The organism is Komarekiella delphini-convector SJRDD-AB1 (assembly GCF_014831675.1).
Classification (GTDB): Bacteria; Cyanobacteriota; Cyanobacteriia; order Cyanobacteriales; family Nostocaceae; genus Komarekiella.
The window spans coordinates 68,367-88,654 of sequence record NZ_VJXY01000001.1; the positions used below are offsets into that span (position 1 = coordinate 68,367).

The 20,288-nt window shown below is 40.8% G+C and carries 19 protein-coding genes; 11 read left to right on the top strand and 8 right to left on the bottom strand.

Annotation, left to right across the window (positions count from 1 at the left end; translation table 11 throughout):
* Positions 1-275 precede the first annotated feature (275 nt).
* The 9 genes from FNW02_RS00290 to FNW02_RS00330 all read left to right on the top strand — a co-directional run bounded on the left by FNW02_RS00290 (position 276) and on the right by FNW02_RS00330 (position 8,224).
* Positions 276-845, top strand: a complete 570-nt coding sequence (locus FNW02_RS00290; protein ID WP_191755610.1) for a DUF3611 family protein — start codon at positions 276-278, stop codon at positions 843-845.
* Positions 846-1,175: 330 nt separating this feature from the next.
* Positions 1,176-1,820, top strand: coding sequence for a hypothetical protein (locus FNW02_RS00295; protein WP_191755611.1), 645 nt, complete (start codon positions 1,176-1,178; stop codon positions 1,818-1,820).
* Between the two features lie 199 nt (positions 1,821-2,019).
* Complete coding sequence (locus FNW02_RS00300; protein ID WP_191755612.1) at positions 2,020-2,823, top strand: hypothetical protein; 804 nt, start codon at positions 2,020-2,022, stop codon at positions 2,821-2,823.
* An 88-nt stretch (positions 2,824-2,911) separates the two neighbouring features.
* The gene (locus FNW02_RS38290; protein WP_225225360.1) at positions 2,912-2,998 is read left to right on the top strand and encodes a hypothetical protein; all 87 of its coding nucleotides are present in this window, start codon (positions 2,912-2,914) and stop codon (positions 2,996-2,998) included.
* Positions 2,999-3,242: 244 nt separating this feature from the next.
* On the top strand, positions 3,243-4,436 hold the full coding sequence (locus FNW02_RS00310) for a trypsin-like peptidase domain-containing protein (protein ID WP_191755613.1): 1,194 nt from the start codon (positions 3,243-3,245) through the stop codon (positions 4,434-4,436).
* A gap of 215 nt (positions 4,437-4,651) precedes the next feature.
* Positions 4,652-4,804 carry a hypothetical protein gene (locus FNW02_RS00315; protein WP_225225315.1) on the top strand — a complete coding sequence of 51 codons (153 nt, stop codon included), beginning with the start codon at positions 4,652-4,654 and terminating at the stop codon, positions 4,802-4,804.
* Positions 4,805-4,945: 141 nt separating this feature from the next.
* A complete protein-coding gene (locus tag FNW02_RS00320) occupies positions 4,946-6,289 on the top strand; it encodes an Nramp family divalent metal transporter (protein WP_225225316.1) in 1,344 nt (447 codons plus the stop codon).
* A gap of 50 nt (positions 6,290-6,339) precedes the next feature.
* Positions 6,340-7,191: a DUF1206 domain-containing protein gene (locus FNW02_RS00325; RefSeq protein ID WP_191755614.1), complete on the top strand. Its 852-nt coding sequence runs from the start codon at positions 6,340-6,342 to the stop codon at positions 7,189-7,191.
* 172 nt (positions 7,192-7,363) lie between these two features.
* Complete coding sequence (locus FNW02_RS00330; protein ID WP_191755615.1) at positions 7,364-8,224, top strand: HAD family hydrolase; 861 nt, start codon at positions 7,364-7,366, stop codon at positions 8,222-8,224.
* A gap of 503 nt (positions 8,225-8,727) precedes the next feature.
* Here the strand turns inward: FNW02_RS00330 and mutS are convergent.
* The 5 genes from mutS to FNW02_RS00350 form a co-directional block, all read right to left on the bottom strand.
* Positions 8,728-11,334 (bottom strand): DNA mismatch repair protein MutS, encoded by a 2,607-nt coding sequence (mutS, locus tag FNW02_RS00335; protein WP_191755616.1) that lies wholly within the window; start codon positions 11,332-11,334, stop codon positions 8,728-8,730.
* 101 nt (positions 11,335-11,435) lie between these two features.
* A complete protein-coding gene (locus FNW02_RS00340) occupies positions 11,436-12,065 on the bottom strand; it encodes a DUF4276 family protein (protein ID WP_191755617.1) in 630 nt (209 codons plus the stop codon).
* On the bottom strand, positions 12,062-13,267 hold the full coding sequence (locus FNW02_RS00345) for an AAA family ATPase (protein WP_191755618.1): 1,206 nt from the start codon (positions 13,265-13,267) through the stop codon (positions 12,062-12,064). Before FNW02_RS00345 ends, FNW02_RS00340 begins: the two co-directional genes overlap by 4 nt.
* Positions 13,268-13,471: 204 nt before the next feature.
* Positions 13,472-13,648, bottom strand: coding sequence for a hypothetical protein (locus FNW02_RS39850; protein ID WP_348535352.1), 177 nt, complete (start codon positions 13,646-13,648; stop codon positions 13,472-13,474).
* A 95-nt stretch (positions 13,649-13,743) separates the two neighbouring features.
* Entirely contained in the window at positions 13,744-15,345 is a 1,602-nt protein-coding gene (locus FNW02_RS00350) for an alkaline phosphatase D family protein (RefSeq protein ID WP_191755619.1), read from the bottom strand.
* 283 nt (positions 15,346-15,628) lie between these two features.
* Here FNW02_RS00350 and FNW02_RS00355 point away from each other — a divergent pair, with 283 nt between their 5' ends.
* Positions 15,629-16,180, top strand: coding sequence for a PEP-CTERM sorting domain-containing protein (locus FNW02_RS00355; protein WP_191755620.1), 552 nt, complete (start codon positions 15,629-15,631; stop codon positions 16,178-16,180).
* A 342-nt stretch (positions 16,181-16,522) separates the two neighbouring features.
* On the opposite strand, the gene FNW02_RS00360 is transcribed toward FNW02_RS00355, so the two are convergent.
* From FNW02_RS00360 to FNW02_RS00370, 3 genes are all read right to left on the bottom strand, one after another.
* The gene (locus FNW02_RS00360) at positions 16,523-17,626 is read right to left on the bottom strand and encodes an AI-2E family transporter (RefSeq protein ID WP_191755621.1); all 1,104 of its coding nucleotides are present in this window, start codon (positions 17,624-17,626) and stop codon (positions 16,523-16,525) included.
* A gap of 233 nt (positions 17,627-17,859) precedes the next feature.
* Positions 17,860-18,288: an NUDIX hydrolase gene (locus FNW02_RS00365; RefSeq protein ID WP_191755622.1), complete on the bottom strand. Its 429-nt coding sequence runs from the start codon at positions 18,286-18,288 to the stop codon at positions 17,860-17,862.
* A gap of 34 nt (positions 18,289-18,322) precedes the next feature.
* Positions 18,323-18,814 (bottom strand): hypothetical protein, encoded by a 492-nt coding sequence (locus FNW02_RS00370; protein ID WP_225225317.1) that lies wholly within the window; start codon positions 18,812-18,814, stop codon positions 18,323-18,325.
* Positions 18,815-19,268: 454 nt separating this feature from the next.
* On the opposite strand from FNW02_RS00370, the gene folD reads away from it, so the two are divergent.
* Positions 19,269-20,144 carry a bifunctional methylenetetrahydrofolate dehydrogenase/methenyltetrahydrofolate cyclohydrolase FolD gene (folD, locus tag FNW02_RS00375; RefSeq protein WP_191755623.1) on the top strand — a complete coding sequence of 292 codons (876 nt, stop codon included), beginning with the start codon at positions 19,269-19,271 and terminating at the stop codon, positions 20,142-20,144.
* Positions 20,145-20,288: the final 144 nt, after the last annotated feature.

The following is a 20,288-nucleotide window of genomic DNA, read 5'->3' on the forward strand; positions in this document are numbered from 1 at the left end:
TTTATAAACCTATTTCCTAAGTAGTAGTTTTTTTAAAAAATATCTATTCTCCACTAGTTTTCCACCTTTTTTATTTAATTTAGAAATCACTTGGTTTAGTAATCCTATCTGAATTTGTGAAAATTATTTTTTATCAATAGACGCGTTCTCCATTAAACATTGCCGCAGGTCAGCGTCTTACGGTAAGGGTATTCATAAAGACATGGAGAACACACAGAAAGATTTTCACAAGTGATTTAGGACTGCTATGTTAGCTCTTGATTTAGGAAGTGTAAATGTTAAATAATTCAGAATCCTTTTCACGTCCACCGAGCAAACAAGAATTTGCTGCTACCTTTCGTTTAGTAAGTCAAATTAGCTTTTGGGTACAGTTATTGCTAGGTGGTATTTCTGCCATTACTTTGTTATTAGCATCCTTTAGCCGTAATATTACTACTCAAACAAGCAATGCAGGCATAGGGTTTGGTATATTTTTAGCTATTGTTGGTATTTTATTGCTGTGCTTTCGAGTATACTGGGCTTTCCGTTATAGGAAGTTAGCTAAACTTTTACAAACACCAAATTCTCAAAACCATCCTAAGAGAGAAGACGTAATTCAAAATTTACGAATTGGATTAATTGTGAGTTTAGTAGGTATATTAATAGCTTTTATTGCTTCGGAAGCGACAGTTGCAATCATATTAGGAAAAACATTAGCTCAACCTCAAGGTGTCGCAATTTATCAACCGGAAAATGTCATTCGTTCGCTAGATATTTTTGTAATGTTAGCAAATGTCAACATGATTGGCGCTCACTTTTTTGGAGGAGTTACTTCTCTTGGTCTACTCTATTGGGTAGAAGAATAATCGATTCTATATTTGTTCATGTCGCTAGCTATTACTATTGAAGTAGTAATGCTATTTCTAAAGTAGTATTTGTGAAAGGTGTTTGAATTCTCCACGAATTTTCCACCATTAAGACTTAACCTCAAAATACAGTCTGTTTTTCATAACTCCTTTTTGGGTTGAGCGGCTCAACTTTACCTAAATTACATTTCAAAGATTTAGGTTATTACAAAAATCATAGTCAGATATTTGCTCTGGGTATGTATTAGCTTATTTTTACATCTAGTGACAGATGTAACTCTTCTAATATTCAATTGAAAAAATTACCAGGAGGTATTTCAGGAGGCATTTATGTACAGCAAGTTAAATCATGTTGTTTTGAAAAAAATTGGATTATTAGGAACAATTTTTGGAGGTTTAATAGTTGGTTGGTCTGCAATTCCTCAATCGGCATTAGCGCAGCAACAAACTTCTAAGATTAACCCTTGTCCTAGTATTTTCTACGAAGAACCACACCGTAATCGAGTCTTGGTTCCAGCAGGATGTCCACCAAATGCTGCAACTTTAAGATTCGGAGGACAACAGCAAACTACTGGTTCTCAGAGTGTTATTGTTCCTGTTTATCCTATGAATGGAAGACGCTCAATTATACAACCACCGTTTTCAGAAAGTAGGCAAAGTGCAATTGCAACTCTTACACCAACAGCAGGTACAGTCAATGTGAGATTGAAAAATAACACAAATGCTGGTATCTCTTATCAAGCAATTGGTCATACACAGCCTCGATTTCTCGCAGGTGGACAAGAGTTTGTTTTACGGAATCTACCAACCCCTATCAGTATCACTTTGGTTCGTCAAGATGGTGGACTACTAAAAGTTATGCCTATGTCTACCTCAGAGGGTACACTTGCAGTCTCGTTAGATGAAACAACCAACTTCGATAACAACCAAGGCGTATTGAGAATTCAAAAGGATGGTCAAGTCTTTTTGAATTAGTGTAGTTTTACCGCCGCATTGATTTTGAATACGTTAAAACGCTGGCTACAAAAAATCAAAAGTTTTGTAGTCTTCCAATAATATCAGGTTCGGTTGAAAACTCATTACTCAGACTGATGCAAACACATAGTGAGTTTTAAATAATAAGTCGTGATCTGAACTTGATAGAAATATAGTCAACTTGAATGGAGATTTTGAAATGACCAACTTTCTTCAAACTAAATGGAGTTCTAAAGGGGCTATTACTTTAGCACTTTTTGCAGTGCTGCTTGGAGCTTGTACCAACAATTTAGAGCGAGAAGCCGCAGTACCAGAAACCAACGTTACTACAGAGGAAGTCGCAGACAATACAAAGCAACTAATCGGTAAAACTGTAACAGTTAGAAGTACACCCATCAGAAAACTGGGCCCATCGACTTTCACAATTAGCGATAAGCAATTTTTTGGCACTGAACCGATTTTAGTTGTGAATGCTTCAGGTAAAGTTTTTACCCTGCCTACTGATCCAAATACACCAATTCAAGCGACAGGCCCAGTTCGTCAATTTGTGGTTGCAGATATTAATCGAGATTACAATTTGGGCTTAGATCCAAACTTGTATAAAGAGTATGAAACTCGACCTGCAATTATTGCTCAATCAATTGCACTTGCTCCTAAACCGGGTGAAATTACCACAAACCCCAACTTATATTATGGTAAGAACTTGGCGGTAACAGGCGAAGTAGAAGACATTAGAAACGCGAATTCTTTCACTCTAGATGAAGACAAGTTGTTTGGCGGGCAAGATTTGTTAGTGATACGCGCCGGTACTCCGAAAGCAACTGTCAACGAAGGTGAGAAAGTCGCTGTAACAGGTGTGTTGCGTCCGTTTGTTGTAGCTGAATTAGAACGAGAATATAACCTCAAATGGGATTTGACTTTACAGAAGCAGCTAGAAGCAGAGTACAGAAATAAACCTGTGTTAGTTGCGGATGGAGTTTACCCCTCAGCAATTCCGCAATAAAGTATTTCTTAATATTGCTGAAAACCAGTATTGTCTATCAAGAAAGTTGCGCCAAGTAAAAGGTGATACTTGGGTACATTAGGCGAAACTGCATCCAGAGGAGCATATTTATGGTTTGGGGGAACGGGCCGCACCTTTAAATCTGCGATCGCAGTCTCGCAGAAGCTCAAGATGAATTTGAAGCCGATCAAAGAGGACTGAGGACTTTAGTCCGTACTGGTTATGCTCAGTCTGCAATGATTGCTTTACGGTCTTCTCCCAAGCTCTCGGGGTGAACCTCCAGAGCAACTGACATTAGGTTAGGAGCGTCACCCAAAGGGCAAAAAGCAATGCCTATTGAGCAGAGTTTTAAAAACTGCTTTCTGCTTTACTTATCCACGTAGCATCCCGTAGGGAAAAGCTAAGAAAAAATCGATCCCATGAACACTTCTTATGACAACAAAACGAAAACTTACTTTTTGTTAGTTACTATTGGCATACTAGCAGTAGGATTTATCAGAGGATACTCAATAGATTTTTCTACAAAGCTTCGGTCTTCAGACATTACTTCTTTAATATCTCCAAAAATCATTCAGGAGCCAGAAAAGCAAAGTAACCTCTTTATTTTACCCACCGTTGGCGACACAAATTTTGTGGCTAAAGTTGTAGAAAAAGTGCAACCTGCGGTGGTTGAAATTAAGGTCGCCAGAAGTATAAGAACCCAGGTTTCAGATTGGTTTGATAATTCATTTCGGCGACATTTTTTTGGTGAAGACATACCAATACAAATACAGGAGAAAATTACACATCGTCTTGGCTCTGGTTTTGTTATCAATCCTAATGGTCAGATTCTTACTAATGCTCATGTGGTCAAGAATGCCGATACGGTTATGGTATCGCTTCTCGATGGTCGTACTTTTGAGGGGAAAGTGCTGGGATTAGATTCTGTAACTGATATCGCAGTTGTACAAATTCCTACTACTAATTTGCCATTCATAGAATTGGGAAATTCCGACTTTGTACAATCAGGTCAATGGGCGATCGCTATTGGTAATCCCTTGGGTTTCCAAAGAAGTGTTACTGCTGGTATTATCAGTGCTGTAGACCGTTCTGCTAGAGATATAGGTATTTCTAATCAACATATTGGTATGATTCAAACTGATGCCGCTATTAACCCCGGAAACTCTGGCGGCCCACTGCTAAATGCTCGTGGGAAAGTTATTGGTGTAAATAGTGCTGTAATTTCTACGGCTCAGGGACTTGGCTTTGCTATTCCTATTAATACAGCTCAAAAAATTGCCCAGGAATTAATTACTAAGGGAAAAGTTGAATACCCTTATGTAGGTATTGAGATACAGCCTAACAATAATTTCAACATTTTTGGCATCCAAAAACGAGGTGTTCTGATTGTCAATGTTGTTCCGGATTCTCCAGCAAACAAAGCAGGATTAAGATTAAAAGATGTAATTCTAGAAATCAACAATCAGCCTGTGAATACAGTTGATGAAGTTATACAGTTAATAAAAGAAAGCCAGGTAGGTAGCAACTTAAAAATACAGGTATTGCGTAAATACAGACTTTTAAAACTAGCTTTAAAAATAGAAGAATTTCCTACTTTTACTGAAAAAGTATAGCAGGCATTTAATATTTAATTTAAATTAATGATAAAGATAATATTTTTTTATTAATTGCAATTAAATAACACAATAATTGAAAATAAAACTTGTTGTCAATTTAGAAAGTTTTTGAATTATACCAGAATATCTTAAATATTTAGGATACACAAATTTATGAATACAAAAAGTCAACATCAAGGGTTATTAATACGACTCCAGCAAAAGCAATTCAAGTGGGTAGTCGAGTTCAATTTACAGGAATTGTGCGTCGATTTGATAAAGACGAAATAGCTAAAAAATATAATCTAGACGCGGTTCGTTCAATTCCAGCATTCTCAGAAAATATGCTTGCGATTGTTGCTCCATCTACGAAAGTGTTGCAGTAAAGGAAAATTGAAAATCACTGTTTTAAAGCAGTCTCAATGTGAGTGAGATAGCAAAAAATGAATCATCAAAGCGATGTCTAAGATGAGCTGCGCCTACGCAATTTATCAACACACACTAGTAACAAACAGCAACCACAAAACATGATAAAGATACCAGATTCACCCCAAGGTTGGGAAAATTTGAAATGGCTAGGGCCGAGTTTTTTGTGGATGCTTTCGGCTGCGGGTTCAGGTGAATTGCTATTTACCCCAAGAATTGCTGCACTTTACGGTTACACCCTTTTATGGGCGCTACTTGCTGCTGTGATTCTAAAATGGTTTATTAATGGTGAAGTGGGTCGCTTTTCTGTTTGTACCGGCGCAACTATCCTAGAAGGCTTTAAGCAGCTTCCAGGCCCTAAAAACTGGGCAATCTGGCTGATTTTGCTACCGCAGGTAGTGGTAGCAATTTCTACCGTTGCTGGACTTTCAGGAGCCGCCGCTACAGCGCTAATTTTGGTTGTTGGGGGAGGTGTCCAACTTTGGACGGTAATTATCATTGTTGTGACAGCTGCGATCGTACTTTTAGGGCAATACAACTTAGTCGAAAAAATTTCTTCTTATGTGGGGATTGCTCGTACTGTAGCAGTGGTAGCCGCTGCTATTTTCGTTTTCCCTAATGTTCGCCAACTAGCATCGGGACTAGTCCCGCAAATACCGCAAAACGTGCAGTATCAAGAAATACTACCTTGGCTAGGTTTCATGTTGGCAGGAGCCGCCGGGTTAATGTGGTATTCCTACTGGGTAGAAGCTAGAGGATATGGCGCTGCTAGTGTTAAAGGACAAGAGAGCATAGACCCCAAGCAACTCAACCAGGAGCAAAAAAAGAAACTGCGCGGTTGGCTAAATCTGATGACTATATCCAATACCTTAGCAGTGGTTGGAGCACTGTTGGCGGCGCTATCTTTCTTAATTCTTGGTGGTGAGTTGTTGCGTCCACAAGGACTTGTACCACAAGAAAATCAGGTAGCGGAAACTCTGGGTAGCTTGCTAGGCGACCTTTGGGGGCCGTTTGGCTTTTGGTTTATGGTGGCGATCGTTTTTATCACCTTCTGTAGCACCGTACTTTCAGTAGAAGATGGTTTTGGACGAATGTTTGCCGATGGTACGCAGATTCTTTTACAAGGGTTTGGGGTGCGAGGACGCTGGACAAATGAAAAGTTTTTGCAACGTGTGTATATTGTAGTGCTACTCGTAGCTTTACCCATTGCCGTTTATTTATTTTTCGGTGAACCAGTTGCTTTGCTACAAACCGCAGGTGGAATTGAAGCTGCTCACATCCCCATCGTCACTGGACTGACTCTTTACTTAAATCATCGAATGTTGCCTAAAGAACTGCAACCATCGAAGATAATTTTTGGTGGAACAGCGATCGCTGGTATATTTTTTGGTGTGTTTGCAATTATTTATCTGTTACAACTGCTTGGTATCATTGGCTCAGGTTGATAAACACAGTCTGGAGAGCAGTTTCATTTTTTTAATAGTCATTATGCCGTATGACACTACCCGATTCACCCTTAGAACAAATTAAGCAACCAGTTAAACAGTTAACTTCTCTACTTTGGTTTGAACGACTAGCACGATTAGGATACGCAGCAAAAGGCGTCGTTTATTTTATTGTTGGGTTACTAGCAGCCCAAGCAGCCATTGGTTCTGGTGGTAAAACGACGAATACAACTGGTGCGCTAAAGGCAATTGTTGTCCAACCCTTTGGAAAATTCTTGTTAAGTATCCTTACCCTCGGAATTATCGGGTATGTACTGTGGCGTTTAGTTCAGACATTTTTCGACCCTGAAAAAAGTCAGCAACCAATTAATGCTAAACGAATTGCAAAACGGATTGGTTATGCTATCAGTGCTTTAGCTTATACAGGTTTGGCTTTGACGGCTGTGAAACTGATTATAGGTTCAAGCATTGGCGATAGCGAATCAATCGAGGATTGGACGATATATCTCTTGGCTCAACCCTTTGGGCGATGGCTAGTAGCTCTGGCAGGGGTGACAGTAATTTGTGTTGGTATTTATTATTTTTATCAAGCGTATAAAGGGAAGTTTCGCCACTCTTTCAAACTTTCCCAAATGAGTCAGACTGAGCAAAATTGGGCAGTGGGTACGGGTAGATTTGGGATTGCTGCCCGTGGCGTAGTTTTTGTTATTATTGGCATTTTCTTGATGCTGGCGTCAATTCAATCTAATGGTAGAAAGGCCAGAGGGCTGGGCGGTGCATTAACAATTCTTGTACAGCAACCCTTTGGTTCTTGGATTCTGGGCGTAGTGGCTTCCGGTTTGATTGCTTACGGTATCTATTCAGTAATACAGGCTCGTTATCGGCATATTGCTAACTTATAAATTTACTTAAGACTGATCTTTTTAACGCGCTCGCTAATTTTTGCCAAATTTGTGACGCTGGGTATTCTACTATTAATTGTTTGACTTTTAACTAATTATCCTGACCACTTTGGTATTTTATCTAAAATTACCAATACTTTTGCTAAAAGACCATAGTTGAGAATCTTTTGTTATGACTGTTTCGACCAAAATCCTTTCTAATCGCATCGCTATAGTTTTCGATTTTGATGATACTCTTGTTCCCGATACCGTTGATAGTTTGTTAGAAAGTTTAGGGATTGACGCTCTGAAGTTTCGCCAAGAAAAAATTCAACCCTTAATTAACAAAGGTTGGGATAAAATTCTCGCTCGATTTTATGCCCTCATTGCAGAATCAAAACGACAAAACAACAAAATTACACAGGAATATATCGCCAGGTTCGGTCAAGAATTAGCTCCTTTTGATGGTGTTACTAAAATGTTTGACCATTTGCAAAAACGCGCCCATGAATTAAATCCAAAAGTAGAGGTAGAATTTTACTTAATAACTTGCGGAATGGTGGAAATTGCTCGTAATAACTGTATTGCTCCAAATTTTAAAGCAATGTGGGGCTGTGAATTTTCTTATGGCGATCGCGGCGAAGTAGAGTTTTTAAAGAAAATTGTGACTCACACAGAGAAAACCCGCTATCTGTTCCAAATTGCCAAAGGTTTTGATGATTACCAAGATGATGGTAAAACATTTGTATATCGAGATTTACCACCAGAAGAATTGCACATTCCACTGAGACAGGTAATTTATGTTGGTGATGGTGAGTCAGATATTCCCTGCTTTTCCCTGATGAATCAAGAACAGGGTACAGCGATCGCATTATATAAAGACAGCACTCCAGAAGAATGGGGACAAGAGTTAAAAATTACTCAAAGTCAACGGGTTGCTAACCTCGCGCCTGTTGACTACAGCGAAAATTCTGAATTGATGCAGTCTCTTACACTGGCGGTAGAAAGTCTTTGCAAGCAGATTTCTTTGCAGCAATTGAGCGTAGGTGAATAGAAACGTCGTAATGCAAAATTTTTGGTATAAAAAAAGTTCTTCTGGCTTTGGTATAGGAAAAAGCATGAACACTGCAATATGTGCGATCGCCTTAGCCTCATACATTTATTTTCAGGCAAACTACGATTCCTCAAAGCGACACCGCGCAGCCCTCAAAACGGAACAAAAATAAATGCTGACTGCAATGGAGCAGCCAACGTTTGTAGAAAACGGGACTTACGCACGGGTAACGGAACGAACCACAGAGGACACAGCGAGAAGTCTGAGCGGAGGTTTCCTCCGCTCAGACTTCTCAAGACAGAGGGCACGGAGAAATAAGAGTTTCAGAGAGTTTTTGCTTAAGTCCTAGAAAAGTAGCGATAAAGCTAGGGTTAAATCTTAGTGGAATCAGTAGAGGCGCTTTGATATTGCCGTTAAGATCATTGATTTGGTCTTAAGAATCTCCTAGTTTTCCGAGCAAGTAAGCGTAGCGAAACTTGTTCAACCAGGGGCGTGTCAGTCAACTAATCTAGACTTTGCAAACCCATCGCAATCTTACTGTGTTTCTCAATTTGCCCCATCACTTGTTTTGCCCGTTGAATTACCACCGCTGGTAAACCCGCTAATCTTCCCGCTTCAATCCCGTATGACTTATCAGCACCTCCTGGTTGGACTTGGTGCAAAAAGATAATTTGGTCGGGTAACTCCTTCACCGTCACTTGATAATTAGCCACATTCGGCAAAATACTAGCCAGTTCGTTCAACTCGTGGTAATGAGTAGCAAAAATCGTCCGCGCCCGAATATCCACAGCTATATACTCCGCTACAGCCCAAGCAATGGATAGACCATCAAACGTCGCCGTTCCGCGGCCAATTTCATCCAACAGCACCAGCGACCTAGAAGTGGCATGGTTGAGGATATTTGCCGTTTCATTCATTTCCACCATGAACGTAGATTGACCAGTTGCTAAGTCATCTACTGCACCTACACGTGTGAAAATGCGATCGCATACTCCCAATTTGGCAAACCTAGCTGGTACAAAACTACCAATTTGCGCCATTAACTGAATCAATCCCACCTGGCGTAAATAACAACTTTTGCCACTTGCATTCGGCCCAGTGAGGATGACTAAATCAGGATTGTCATTAGTCATTTGTCCTTGGTCATTTGACGAATGACTAATGACTAATGACTCTTGACCTAACTGCGTCGAATTCGGCACAAAGAAACCCGCAGGCAAAGACTGTTCCACCACCGGATGGCGACCATCAACAATATTTATCTCCCGTCCTGGCAACATTTCTGGACGACAGTAGCCTTGATGTACCGCCAACTCAGCCAAACCACACAACACATCCGCCGCCGCCACTGCGCGGGAAAGATTGCGAATTACCTCCGCCTGTTGTCCCACATCTTCGCGCAACGCTGCAAAAACCTCATATTCCAACTGATTTAAATCATCCCGCGCAGTCAAAATCCGCGCTTCCCGTTCCTTCAACTCTGGCGTGATATAACGTTCCTCATTCGTCAGGGTTTGCTTGCGGATGTAATTAGAAGGTACTTGGTCAGCTTTGGCGCGGGAAATACTTATGTAGTAACCAAATGTTTTATTAAATCCTACCTTCAACGTGGGAATTCCAGTTCTGGCCCTCTCATCAACCTCCAAATTGGCAATCCATTGTTGGTCTGCTTCTACAGTTGCCTTTCTTTCATCCAATTGAGGATTTACACCAGCGCGAATTAATCCGCCTTCTTTAATCAGAATCGGCGGCGACTCTACAAGATGCACGTGTAACTTTTGTGCCAATTCTGACAACACAGTTGGCACTTTCTGCAAAGCTTTCAAAAAAGGAGAATGTGTATCAGTCACTAAGCGAGACAATTCCGGTAGGCGTGACAAAGAATCTGCTAAAGCAACTAAATCTCTAGCATTTGCAGTCCCAGAACCCGCCCGCCCCGTCAGCCGTTCCAGGTCATAAATTTGCCGTAACAACTGCCGCAAATCCTGACGCAGGGAAGTATTTTCCATCAATTCTTGGATGGTATCTTGCCGCGCCCGAATACCCTTAATATCGAGTAGCGGTTGCAGCAACCACCGCCGCAAAGCACGCCCGCCCATCGCTGTACTCGTTCTATCTAATGCCCAGAGAAGGGAACCGTGAAAAGTGCCATCACGAACAGTTTGGGTAATTTCTAGGTTACGACGGGTTTGTCCATCAACAATCAAATAATCGGTGGTTGTGTAGGTGCGTAGTCTCTGGAGAGAAACTGGGTTTTCTTTTTGGGTATCTTCCAAGTATTCCAAAAGACCGCCAGCCGCGCGGACAGCGAGAGGCAGATGATCGCAACCCAATCCTTCGAGCGATCGCACTTTAAATTTCTGCAATAATCTAGGTCTAGCTTCACCTTGAGAAAAGGGTACTTGCGATCGCAAACTATAGCAAAATGATGGTGGCAAACACTGCGGTAAATGCGGCGAAGTTTCTCCCGGACGCAGCAAACTACCTAAATCAGGCGCATTGGTGGGAACCAGCACCTCCGAAGGCTGCAAACGCATTAATTCTTGTGTCAGGTGTTCTAAATCACTACCTTGAGTCGTGAGAAATTCGCCTGTAGAGATATCTGCATAAGCTAAACCCCAATGGTTAGCAGCAATTACCACAGCCGCTAGGTAATTATTGCGACCTGATTTCAGCATTCCCTCTTCTAGCAAAGTCCCAGGAGTCAGGATGCGCGTTACTTCCCGCCTTACTAATCTCCCAGCTGCTTCTGAAGCATCCTCTACTTGGTCGCAAATTACCACTGCATAACCTTTTTCTACCAGCATTGTCGCGTAGCGTTCCCAAGCGTGGTGCGGAACACCAGACATCGCCACCCGTCCCTGTTCCCCAGCTTGTTTACTAGTGAGGACTAATTCCAATTCTTGTGCTAGTTTTACAGCATCTTGGAAATAGCATTCAAAGAAATCTCCTACCCGATACAACAACATCGCGTGAGGATATTTATCCTTCGTCTCGACATAGTGCAAGTACATTTGACTTAGCTTGCTGCGGTCTACCTGTCGATGATCGGAAATAAAAGTACTTGAGTCGGGCTTGGTAGATGGAGTTTCAGAGTAAGAAGCGGTCATAGATGCTAGGAGTTACGCACGGAAATTCCACAATATCCGATGATAACGTGATGTGAAAGTTGAGGGGCGATCGCTCAAGAATTTTTTACCCTTCGTTATATTTAGCTTGCTGAGCTACCCATTTTTGCGGCTAGTGTAGTGAAGAGGCGATCGCAGTACGGAGAAGCTTGGCGAACTTTAGCTACATCTAACAATGCTAACAATTTGAATGCGTGATTTATTTTGTGATACTCACCCTTGGAGGTATTGCAAGTAGCTTTCTGTAGGCTATCAAATAACTTGTCTTTGTCAATATTTTCCACATTAGAATTTTTGGGAATTACATTTTCCCTAAATCCCTGACCATAATATTTTGTTAGGGTTTCAATGTCAGCAATAAACCAAGCATCCATTGTTTGAACCATTAAATGGCAATAACTATCATCAACGCTTGCTGGTGCATCCCAATTATCCCTAATCTTTAAATGCTCCCAAGGAGACTGTGTATTAACAGGTGCTTCTGCGTCAACAAGCAATACATTAAAGGCTGCTGGATGAGATTTCAAAGCATTCCTAAAATCCCGAAAAGCGTTATTTCGAGAACCACAGATAATAATATTCCATTTAATTTTTTGACTTTTAGCTATTTCTACAAGTGGTTTTAAAAATTGACTAAATCCTTCCCTAATTAAAGCTTTTGTATTCTTTCCATCCCCACCACCTTCTATATAAATTCTAATCTCTCTTATCATCGATTACCCCCAATTTCACCCATCCGCCAGAGGTCGCCAAGAGTATAATTTTTTAACCAGTTTTTCAGTTTGTCAGGTTCAAGGCGGCGGAGGTGAGATCCTTTTTCATCGCGTTCACACACCAACACTGATTCAGGATATTCACTCAAAGCAGAAACTAAAGCATCAGAATGGGTAGTAACTATGATTTGAGTTCGCTCTGATGCTTCTATTAGCATTTCTGCAATAGTAGGTAAAATATCTGGATGCAACCCTATTTCTGGTTCTTCAATACATATAAGTGGCGGTGGAGTTGGATCTAAAAGTAAAGCCATTAAAAATAAATAACGCAGGGTTCCATCAGATAAACGATTTGCAGTAATTGGTTGAATAAGACCCTCTTCACGAATAAATATCTGCACTGTACCGCCATATATCCTTACACTCAGTTCTTCAACTGCTTCATACAAATTTTTCAATTTTTCAATAATTTTTCTATTACCTATTTGGTGTTGTAAGTTATTTAAAACTAAACCTAAATTACTCCCATCTTCCAGTAGAGGATGTTCGGGCAAGTCAGTTTTTTGAGCATTTCTTGGTTCTGAATATCGCCCCATTTGCCAATGACGATATAAACAAATCTTAGAAAATTCGTTACTGAGATAAGAAAGTTCTGGATACAAATCTGGGTCTTTTCGTTGAGATAAAACTGACTGATCTGGAATCAAATCTTCTCGCCGAAGAGTACGAGTACGTTGAACTATTCTTTTTAAATCATCATCTAATTTATTAATATTTAAAATAGGCCGTCCATTTTGGTAACGATAGTAGAAATAAACATCATTTGCTCCTGCATATGCTTGCTCATTTTCTACAGCTTCGTCTACTAATTCTAGCCTTTGACCAATTGCAGTCAAGCTAACCTGATAACGTAAATTTTGGGGTCTTTGAGGGTAATCTAAAGTAGCTTCAATGGTAGCTACTGGATTTTCCTGTCCACCCTTCCATAGAAACTCACTTACCCCTCCACCTTGACGAAATGGGGCAGGTAAGTCTGTGGGTGTTGCCTTTAAAATTCCAATTGCTTCAATTAAATTCGATTTACCAGAAGTGTTAGCCCCAATTAAAACATTTAGCGGTTGCAGTTCAATTTCTTCACCGTCACTTCCATAGGAAAGAAAGTTTTCTAATCGCAGAGAACGAATAAATGTTTTACCATCCATGAGATTTTCCTATTTAGTTAATCATCCATATTTTATTAATGTCATAGATGCTAGTAACTATGCATGGAATTTCCACAATATCTGATGATAAGGTAATGTGAAAGTTTAGGGGCGATCGCTCAATGTTTTTTACCCTTTCTTGCGACTACTTCGACGCGTAGGTGCTGGGGTAGGTGGTTCATAAGCCTTCAGTCCTTGACTTTTTTATTTCGACAGGCTTAATACTGCGCCCCTCTGCGCCAAACTCCGCGTCCCTCTGCGTTTAAATTTAACCTGAAGGTTGATACCAGCAATTACAGGAATGGTTAACCCCAAACGTAACCGTAGCGCCAGCCAGTCACTTAAAGCTTCTCTTAATTCCCGCCTACATCCTTCAACTATTACATCATCACAGCCAAAAACAACAAAACCAGCAGATAGAGTAAATACGTAATTACTCTATCTAACTGGCTACATTTCACTACGCTTTTAACGACTTATTTTTCTGGCGGTAAATCTACACTATAAACAGTCTCCCCAGCCAAGTTACGCAGTGTTACCGTCATCACATTTGTATAAGCATTAATTTTGACTCCTCCGAAGAATTGCAAACCTTCACTTGGAGGTCGATTTGCTTTCGTATCTGGAGGAAGGCTTTGAAATACCAATTGTGGCCCAAAAGTATTTTCCAATTGATTTGGCCCAAATGTGCCAGAGTTAAGAGGCCCAGCGACAAACTCCCAGAAAGGCTTAAAATCAGTAAACTGTGCTTTAGCGGGGTCGTAATAGTGAGCTGCTGCATAATGTACATCAGCAGTTAACCAAACAACATTCTTGATATCCTTATTTTTGATAAATCGTAGTAAGTCAGCAAGCTCTAATTCCCTTCCTAAAGCTGGGCCATCTCCGTTAGCCCAAGCTTCAAAATCAGTGCTACCATCTCGAACTATCAATCCCAAAGGCATATCGCTAGCAATGACTTTCCACGTTGCTTTTGATGATAGTAATTGTCTTTTCAGCCATTGCACTTGTTTTCTGCTGAGAAATTCCGTGTCTTTACTTGGTACTGGCTGATTATTGGGAGTATTTACTCCCCGATAGGTGCGCTCATCAAGCATGAAAATGTCTAGGAATGAACCATACTTGAAAGAGCGATAAATTCTTGCTTTGTCTGGATCATCAGTTTTATACCCAATAGGCATATATTCTAAAAATGCTTGCCTTGCCCTTTGGGCTAGTAAGTTAACATCCTTGACTACATAACGTTCATCGTTGAGGAGAAATTCGCCAGGATACCAGTTATTTGTGGTTTCGTGGTCGTCCCACTGTGCCAAGATGGGAACTTCAGCGTTAAAGCGCTTAACATTTTCATCCAATAAATTATATTGATAGTTACCACGAAACTCTTTTAGCGTTTCTGCTACTTTTGATTTTTCTTCTGTGGTGATGTTTCTCCAGATTGTGCCATCGTCCAGCGTTACTTCTGATGAAATTGGGCCATCAGCGTAAATATTATCGCCAGAATGGATAAAAAAGTCGGGTTTTAGTTGGCGCATGGTTTCGTAAATTTTCATCCCACCGAAATCAGGATTAATACCCCATCCTTGACCGGCAGTATCTCCACCCCAGACAAAGAATATATCTCGACCATGTGTGGGAGGAGTTCGGAAAGTGCCATTAACAGGAGCGCTGTAAATATTTTGATAATTTAAATCTTGGAAAATCACCCGATAGAATATATGTTGGTTTGGTGGTAAGTTGTTGAGATTAAGTCTAGCTGTAAAGTCGCTATTTGCTAAAGCATTGGGGCCGAGAACGCGCTGCACATTGCGAAAAGATTCGCTGGTAGAATATTCTACGATCATTTTTGCAGGGCGATCGCTACGACTCCAAATTACAATATTACCGTTGGATACATCGCCGCTAGCTACGCCATAAGGTATGGCAGGACGCATTTTGTCGGAGGTGATAATTGCAGGTGCTTGGGCAAAAACTCGTGATTTTGATACAAGATTTGTAGAAATAATTCCACCGGCTGTGATAGCTGAACGTAGCAAAAACTGGCGACGGTTTAGCTTCAATGGGTGATTGGATTCCATATTAATTAATGGCAAGCTTAAGCGAAAGTATTATAGGATAAGTATTTACCATATCTGGTTATGCCAATCAGTAAAGGTTGAGTTATCCAAGGGTTAATAAAACATTATTAAAACAATTCAATATTACCTAACATAATATTATCTTCACCTCTGATTAAAGTCTGTTTAAACCAATCCAACCAAAGTGAGTTAGTTCCAAAGACTTGGAAACGTGGATTAAATAAAACGCAAAATTTTATAGTGTGTGCATTGCTTGCAGAAGTTCATCGTGAGGAAAACTGAAATGAAATTGGTTCCGCAAATAGTTCTTGCTACTGCTACTCTTGCTTTAGGTTTTGCTACCATAGATGCAAAATCTGCCTCCGCCGCAATTATTAGTTACGCTTTCACTGTTGATAGTCCGATAAATAAAGGACAAGGCTTTTTTAGCTTTGATGACTCAGCTTTCAGTAATGACAACATTCCAGAAACAGCAGTGAAGTCTCTCTATTTCAAGTTTGATGGTGACTCAACTGTTTACACAGAGCAGGATGATGTTAATTACCCAGAGTTTCCTCTTGTATTTTCAACCACATTCTTAACAGGACAGCCATCTGTGGGATTAGAATATCTATTTGATGATAAAGCTAATCCTTCCAGTTCCATAAGTTACGAAATCGTTGGTGATGATTTTACAATTTTTTCCAGAACTTCTCCAAATAGTGAAATCGTTTCTGGCAAACTTTCTTATAGTAAAGTTCCAGAGCCAACAACTTTAGCTAGTACTCTTTTCGCTTGTAGTCTTGGCTGGATTTTGAAGAGAAAGGCAACATTAACAAAAAATGTTAAAGCTTAACCTTTGTTTAGGCAACAGCGAATGTAGTTGTGTAGTAACCGCCTAAAATCATAAAAAATTGATTACTTATAAAGAATGAAGGCTAGTCAATTTGGACTTCATTCTTTATTTATTAATGTCTTTTTTAGCTCTATGCTTTAATTAATTTATGTTAATTTTTAATTAATAAATCTAGTGGTTATTACTTGAATAAAGTACACAAAGAATTAATTAACCATAGATAAAGATAGCGGAAAGTTTACGCGTCCGGGTAACAGGAGCGCAAAACTTTTCAAAACAGATAAACACTGATAAATTTGTACCTCAGATGATTAATTAGGAAACGCTACATCAGGATGAATTTTAGCTATAAGTTCCTACTACATCACTTTCAACCTTTGCAGATTCTAACTCGATATCATTTATCTTATTTAATTCTCCCGCACGCCAGCTATCTGTTATATCCTTGATAAAACTGGCAAAGGGTATAGCAACTAACAAACCCAACACGCCTCCCAATTTAGCTCCCAGCAGTAAAGAAATTACAACCCATACAGGATTTAAACCAGTTAAATTTCCTAGAAGCCGAGGTGCAATGAAATTAGAATTCACTTGATCAATTGCAACAGCTACACCCAAAACTTCTACTCCTAGCCAAAAATTTTGCAACGCTACCAACAGACTTACTATGGCGATGCCTATCCCCGTACCAAAGGGAAACAGAGAAAACAAGCCGATACCGATGCCAAAAAGTAGAGCCAAGGGAACTTGTAGTACCCAAAATGCTAGTGTAACTGTCAATCCTAGCACAGCACCCAATGTTGCTTGACCGATGAAGTAATTGTGAAAATCCTCTCGTAATAATTGCCGTAATTTGGAGCCAATATTATGAGGAAACCACTGAAAAACTCCGTCCCAAAGACTTTCACCATTTAATACCAAGTAAATAGTCAACACCACTGCTAATAATACGTTGACTACAGTACCAATAGTATCGACAGCAAAGCCGAGAATTCTACCAGTAAAGGACTGAAGTTGGTTAGATAAGCGTTCGAGAACTTCACTAACCAAGCCACTTACATTAATAGGAAGCTGCTGTTGATTTAATGCCCAATCCTGAAAAGCTTGCAGTTGTAGAGTACCAGAGTCAATCCAACTGGGCAAAATATTAGCTAGCTCGTTGAGTTGTTGTATGATCAAGGGCACTAAGGTGATGCCTAAAGCCACTAAAACCACTACAGTCAAAAGCAACACTCCTCCAATAGCCAGGTTGCGTTTTACTCCTTGTTCCTGGAGAAATTGGATAGGATAATTCAACACAAAAGCCAGTAAAATAGCGGCGGCAAAAATACTAACCAGAGGTTGAAAATACCGTACAACCTGGATTAATAACCAACCGTTGAGAATAGCCAGGGGAAATACCAATCCTAAAGTAATCCATCGCGGCAGTTTATTTGCTGATTGCATTAGTGATGACTCCACAAGAGTTCTAACTTTATTTTGGCGGGGATTTGGGATTGGGGAACTCGGGGCCCCCTCTGGGGATAGGGGGCAATGGGGATTAGGGACAATGGGGAGGCAGAGGGGCAGGGGGGCAGAGGGGCAGGGGGGCAGGGGAGGCAGGGGGAGTAAGAAAAGTGATTTGTATCAATATTTTTGTGAAATGGTATAACACCTACAACAATCAATTGTTGGGGTTATTACTTTTTCTTGATAAAATCCAGTAAAATACGCTGATGCACATGCCCCAAGGGGCGGACTTCTCCAGCGTTTTGCGAATAACAGTTACCCTGACGAATATCTTCGAGCGTCATCAACCCCATATCCCAGCCTTCACTCAGAATTAGTTGATTTAATTCCACTAAGAGTGGTGCTTGAAAGACATGACGGACAACTTTTTCATCGGAATAACAGCCAAATTCAAAAAAGGGTGGTAGGGTGTAGCCAATTTCTTCTAAGATTTCTCGCTTTACTGCGACATCTGGAGTTTCGCCGGGTTCAATATGACCGCCAAATAGTCCCCAGTAACCAGGGTAGAGAATACCAGGAATATTATCCCGCAGTTGCATGAGAAACTTGTTTTCTTGGTAGAGAATAGCGATCGCTACATGCACTGGTTGATTGTTCATAAATTTTTATTTGGCTGTATTTCTGTTAAAACTATTACTCTTCTTCTATATAAACTTCCCCCAACTCTTGGCCAGCTAAGGGGATACTTTGGTAGCGAACTTTACCCTTAATCACTACCTGCGCTCCCTCTTCCAGACCAGTTTGGTTGGTGACAACCCAGATTTTGCCAGTTGAGTCATTGATTTGATAAGCCTGTTGCTTCATCAGGGGAGCTTGCTTTTCTACCTTACCTTGGATGTAAACTATAGCCTGATTGTTTTGCTTTGGCTTAATTTCTCGAATCGGGGTAACATTAGTGCCAATTTTTAAGGGCAGCATCCCACTAGAGCCAGATGATGTCATTCCACAACTATAAAGTCCCATTATTAGGAAACAGATCAATCCTAGGTGGTACATAGACTTCTTGCAGAAATCGGGCAAGCTGTCCTCGTACAAAAACGAAAGGGAAAAATTTTTTGTTTGTTGCATGAAAGCCATCGGTTGAGCAAATTTTCGCATCATTGCTTGCCTTGTCGCCAGTTTCATTAGGTCAGTTCCCATTTATTGGGGATTGGGGACTGGGGATTGGGGACTGGGGATTGGGGACTGGGGACTGGGAAAAGGGAGAAAGGAGAAAGGAGGATGGGGATTAGGGAGTGAGAAGAAATTCTTTTATTTTCCCCCCTGCCCCTCCGCTCCCCTTGCCCCTCCGCTCCCCTTGCCCCTCTGCCCCCCTGCCCCCCTGCTCCCCATTGTCCCTAATCTCCAGAGAGTGCCACGTGTTGCCCACTCCTATTTAATTCATCAAATGATGGCGTTGATCTGAGAAGATAAACATTATGGACTTGCTATGAAAAAAACGCTACGGCATTAAACAGCGACATCATGATGGTCAACAGCCAATAGTCAAGAATCAATGATTTATTTAGTGGACTTTGGACTCTTGACTGAGCATAGCGGCTGGACTTTGGACGTAAGGCGAATATAGCTGGAAATTCTAATGGAAACAAAAACTGCCAAACTTCTTGATGGTAAAGCTTTAGCTGCAAAAATTCAGCAAGAACTTTCTATTGCCATTACACAATTGCAACCAAAAATTGGGCGACCTCCTGGTTTAGCCGTGCTGATGGTTGGTGATAACCCAGCGTCAGCTGCTTATGTACGCAATAAAGAAAAAGCCTGCACTAAAGTAGGTATTGCTTCTTTTGGTAAACATTTTTCCACCGAAACTACCCAAGCTGAACTAGAAGACGTGATTGCGACACTCAATGATGATGAACGGGTGGATGGCATTCTCGTACAGCTACCTTTGCCTAACCACTTGGATGCTGTAACTCTGCTACATCAAATTGATCCCGATAAAGACGCTGATGGACTGCACCCAGTTAACTTGGGGCGATTAGTACGGGGAGAAGCTGGTTTACGTAGTTGTACCCCAGCTGGTGTTATGCGGCTTTTACAAGAATACGAGATTCCTTTGCGGGGAAAACAAGCAGTGGTGGTGGGACGCAGTATTTTGGTGGGTAAGCCAATGGCATTGATGCTACTAGAAGCTGATGCTACAGTCACGATCGCCCACTCGCGATCGCACGACCTCAAAACCATCACCCAGAATGCTGATATTCTAATTGCAGCAGTGGGCCGTCCCGGATTAATCTCTGCTGATATGGTGAAACCGGGCGCTGTTGTGGTAGATGTGGGGATGAACCGCGTTACCGATGCTAATGGCAACAGTCGGTTAGTGGGTGATGTCCACTTTGAATCAACTGCTGATGTGGCAGAATTTCTCACCCCGGTTCCTGGCGGTGTTGGCCCGATGACTGTGGCCATATTGTTGCAAAATACATTTATCAGTTATTCAAAGGCAGCAAGGTAGTTAGGAGTGATGAATCGAAGGAGATAGGAGATAGGAGACAGGAGATAGGAGTCAGAACTACTTCTTTAGTTAAAGATTATGAGTAATTTTCCTAATTTTTAACTCTTTGAAGTTCTGATGTCTAACGACAAGCCGCTTTGCGTC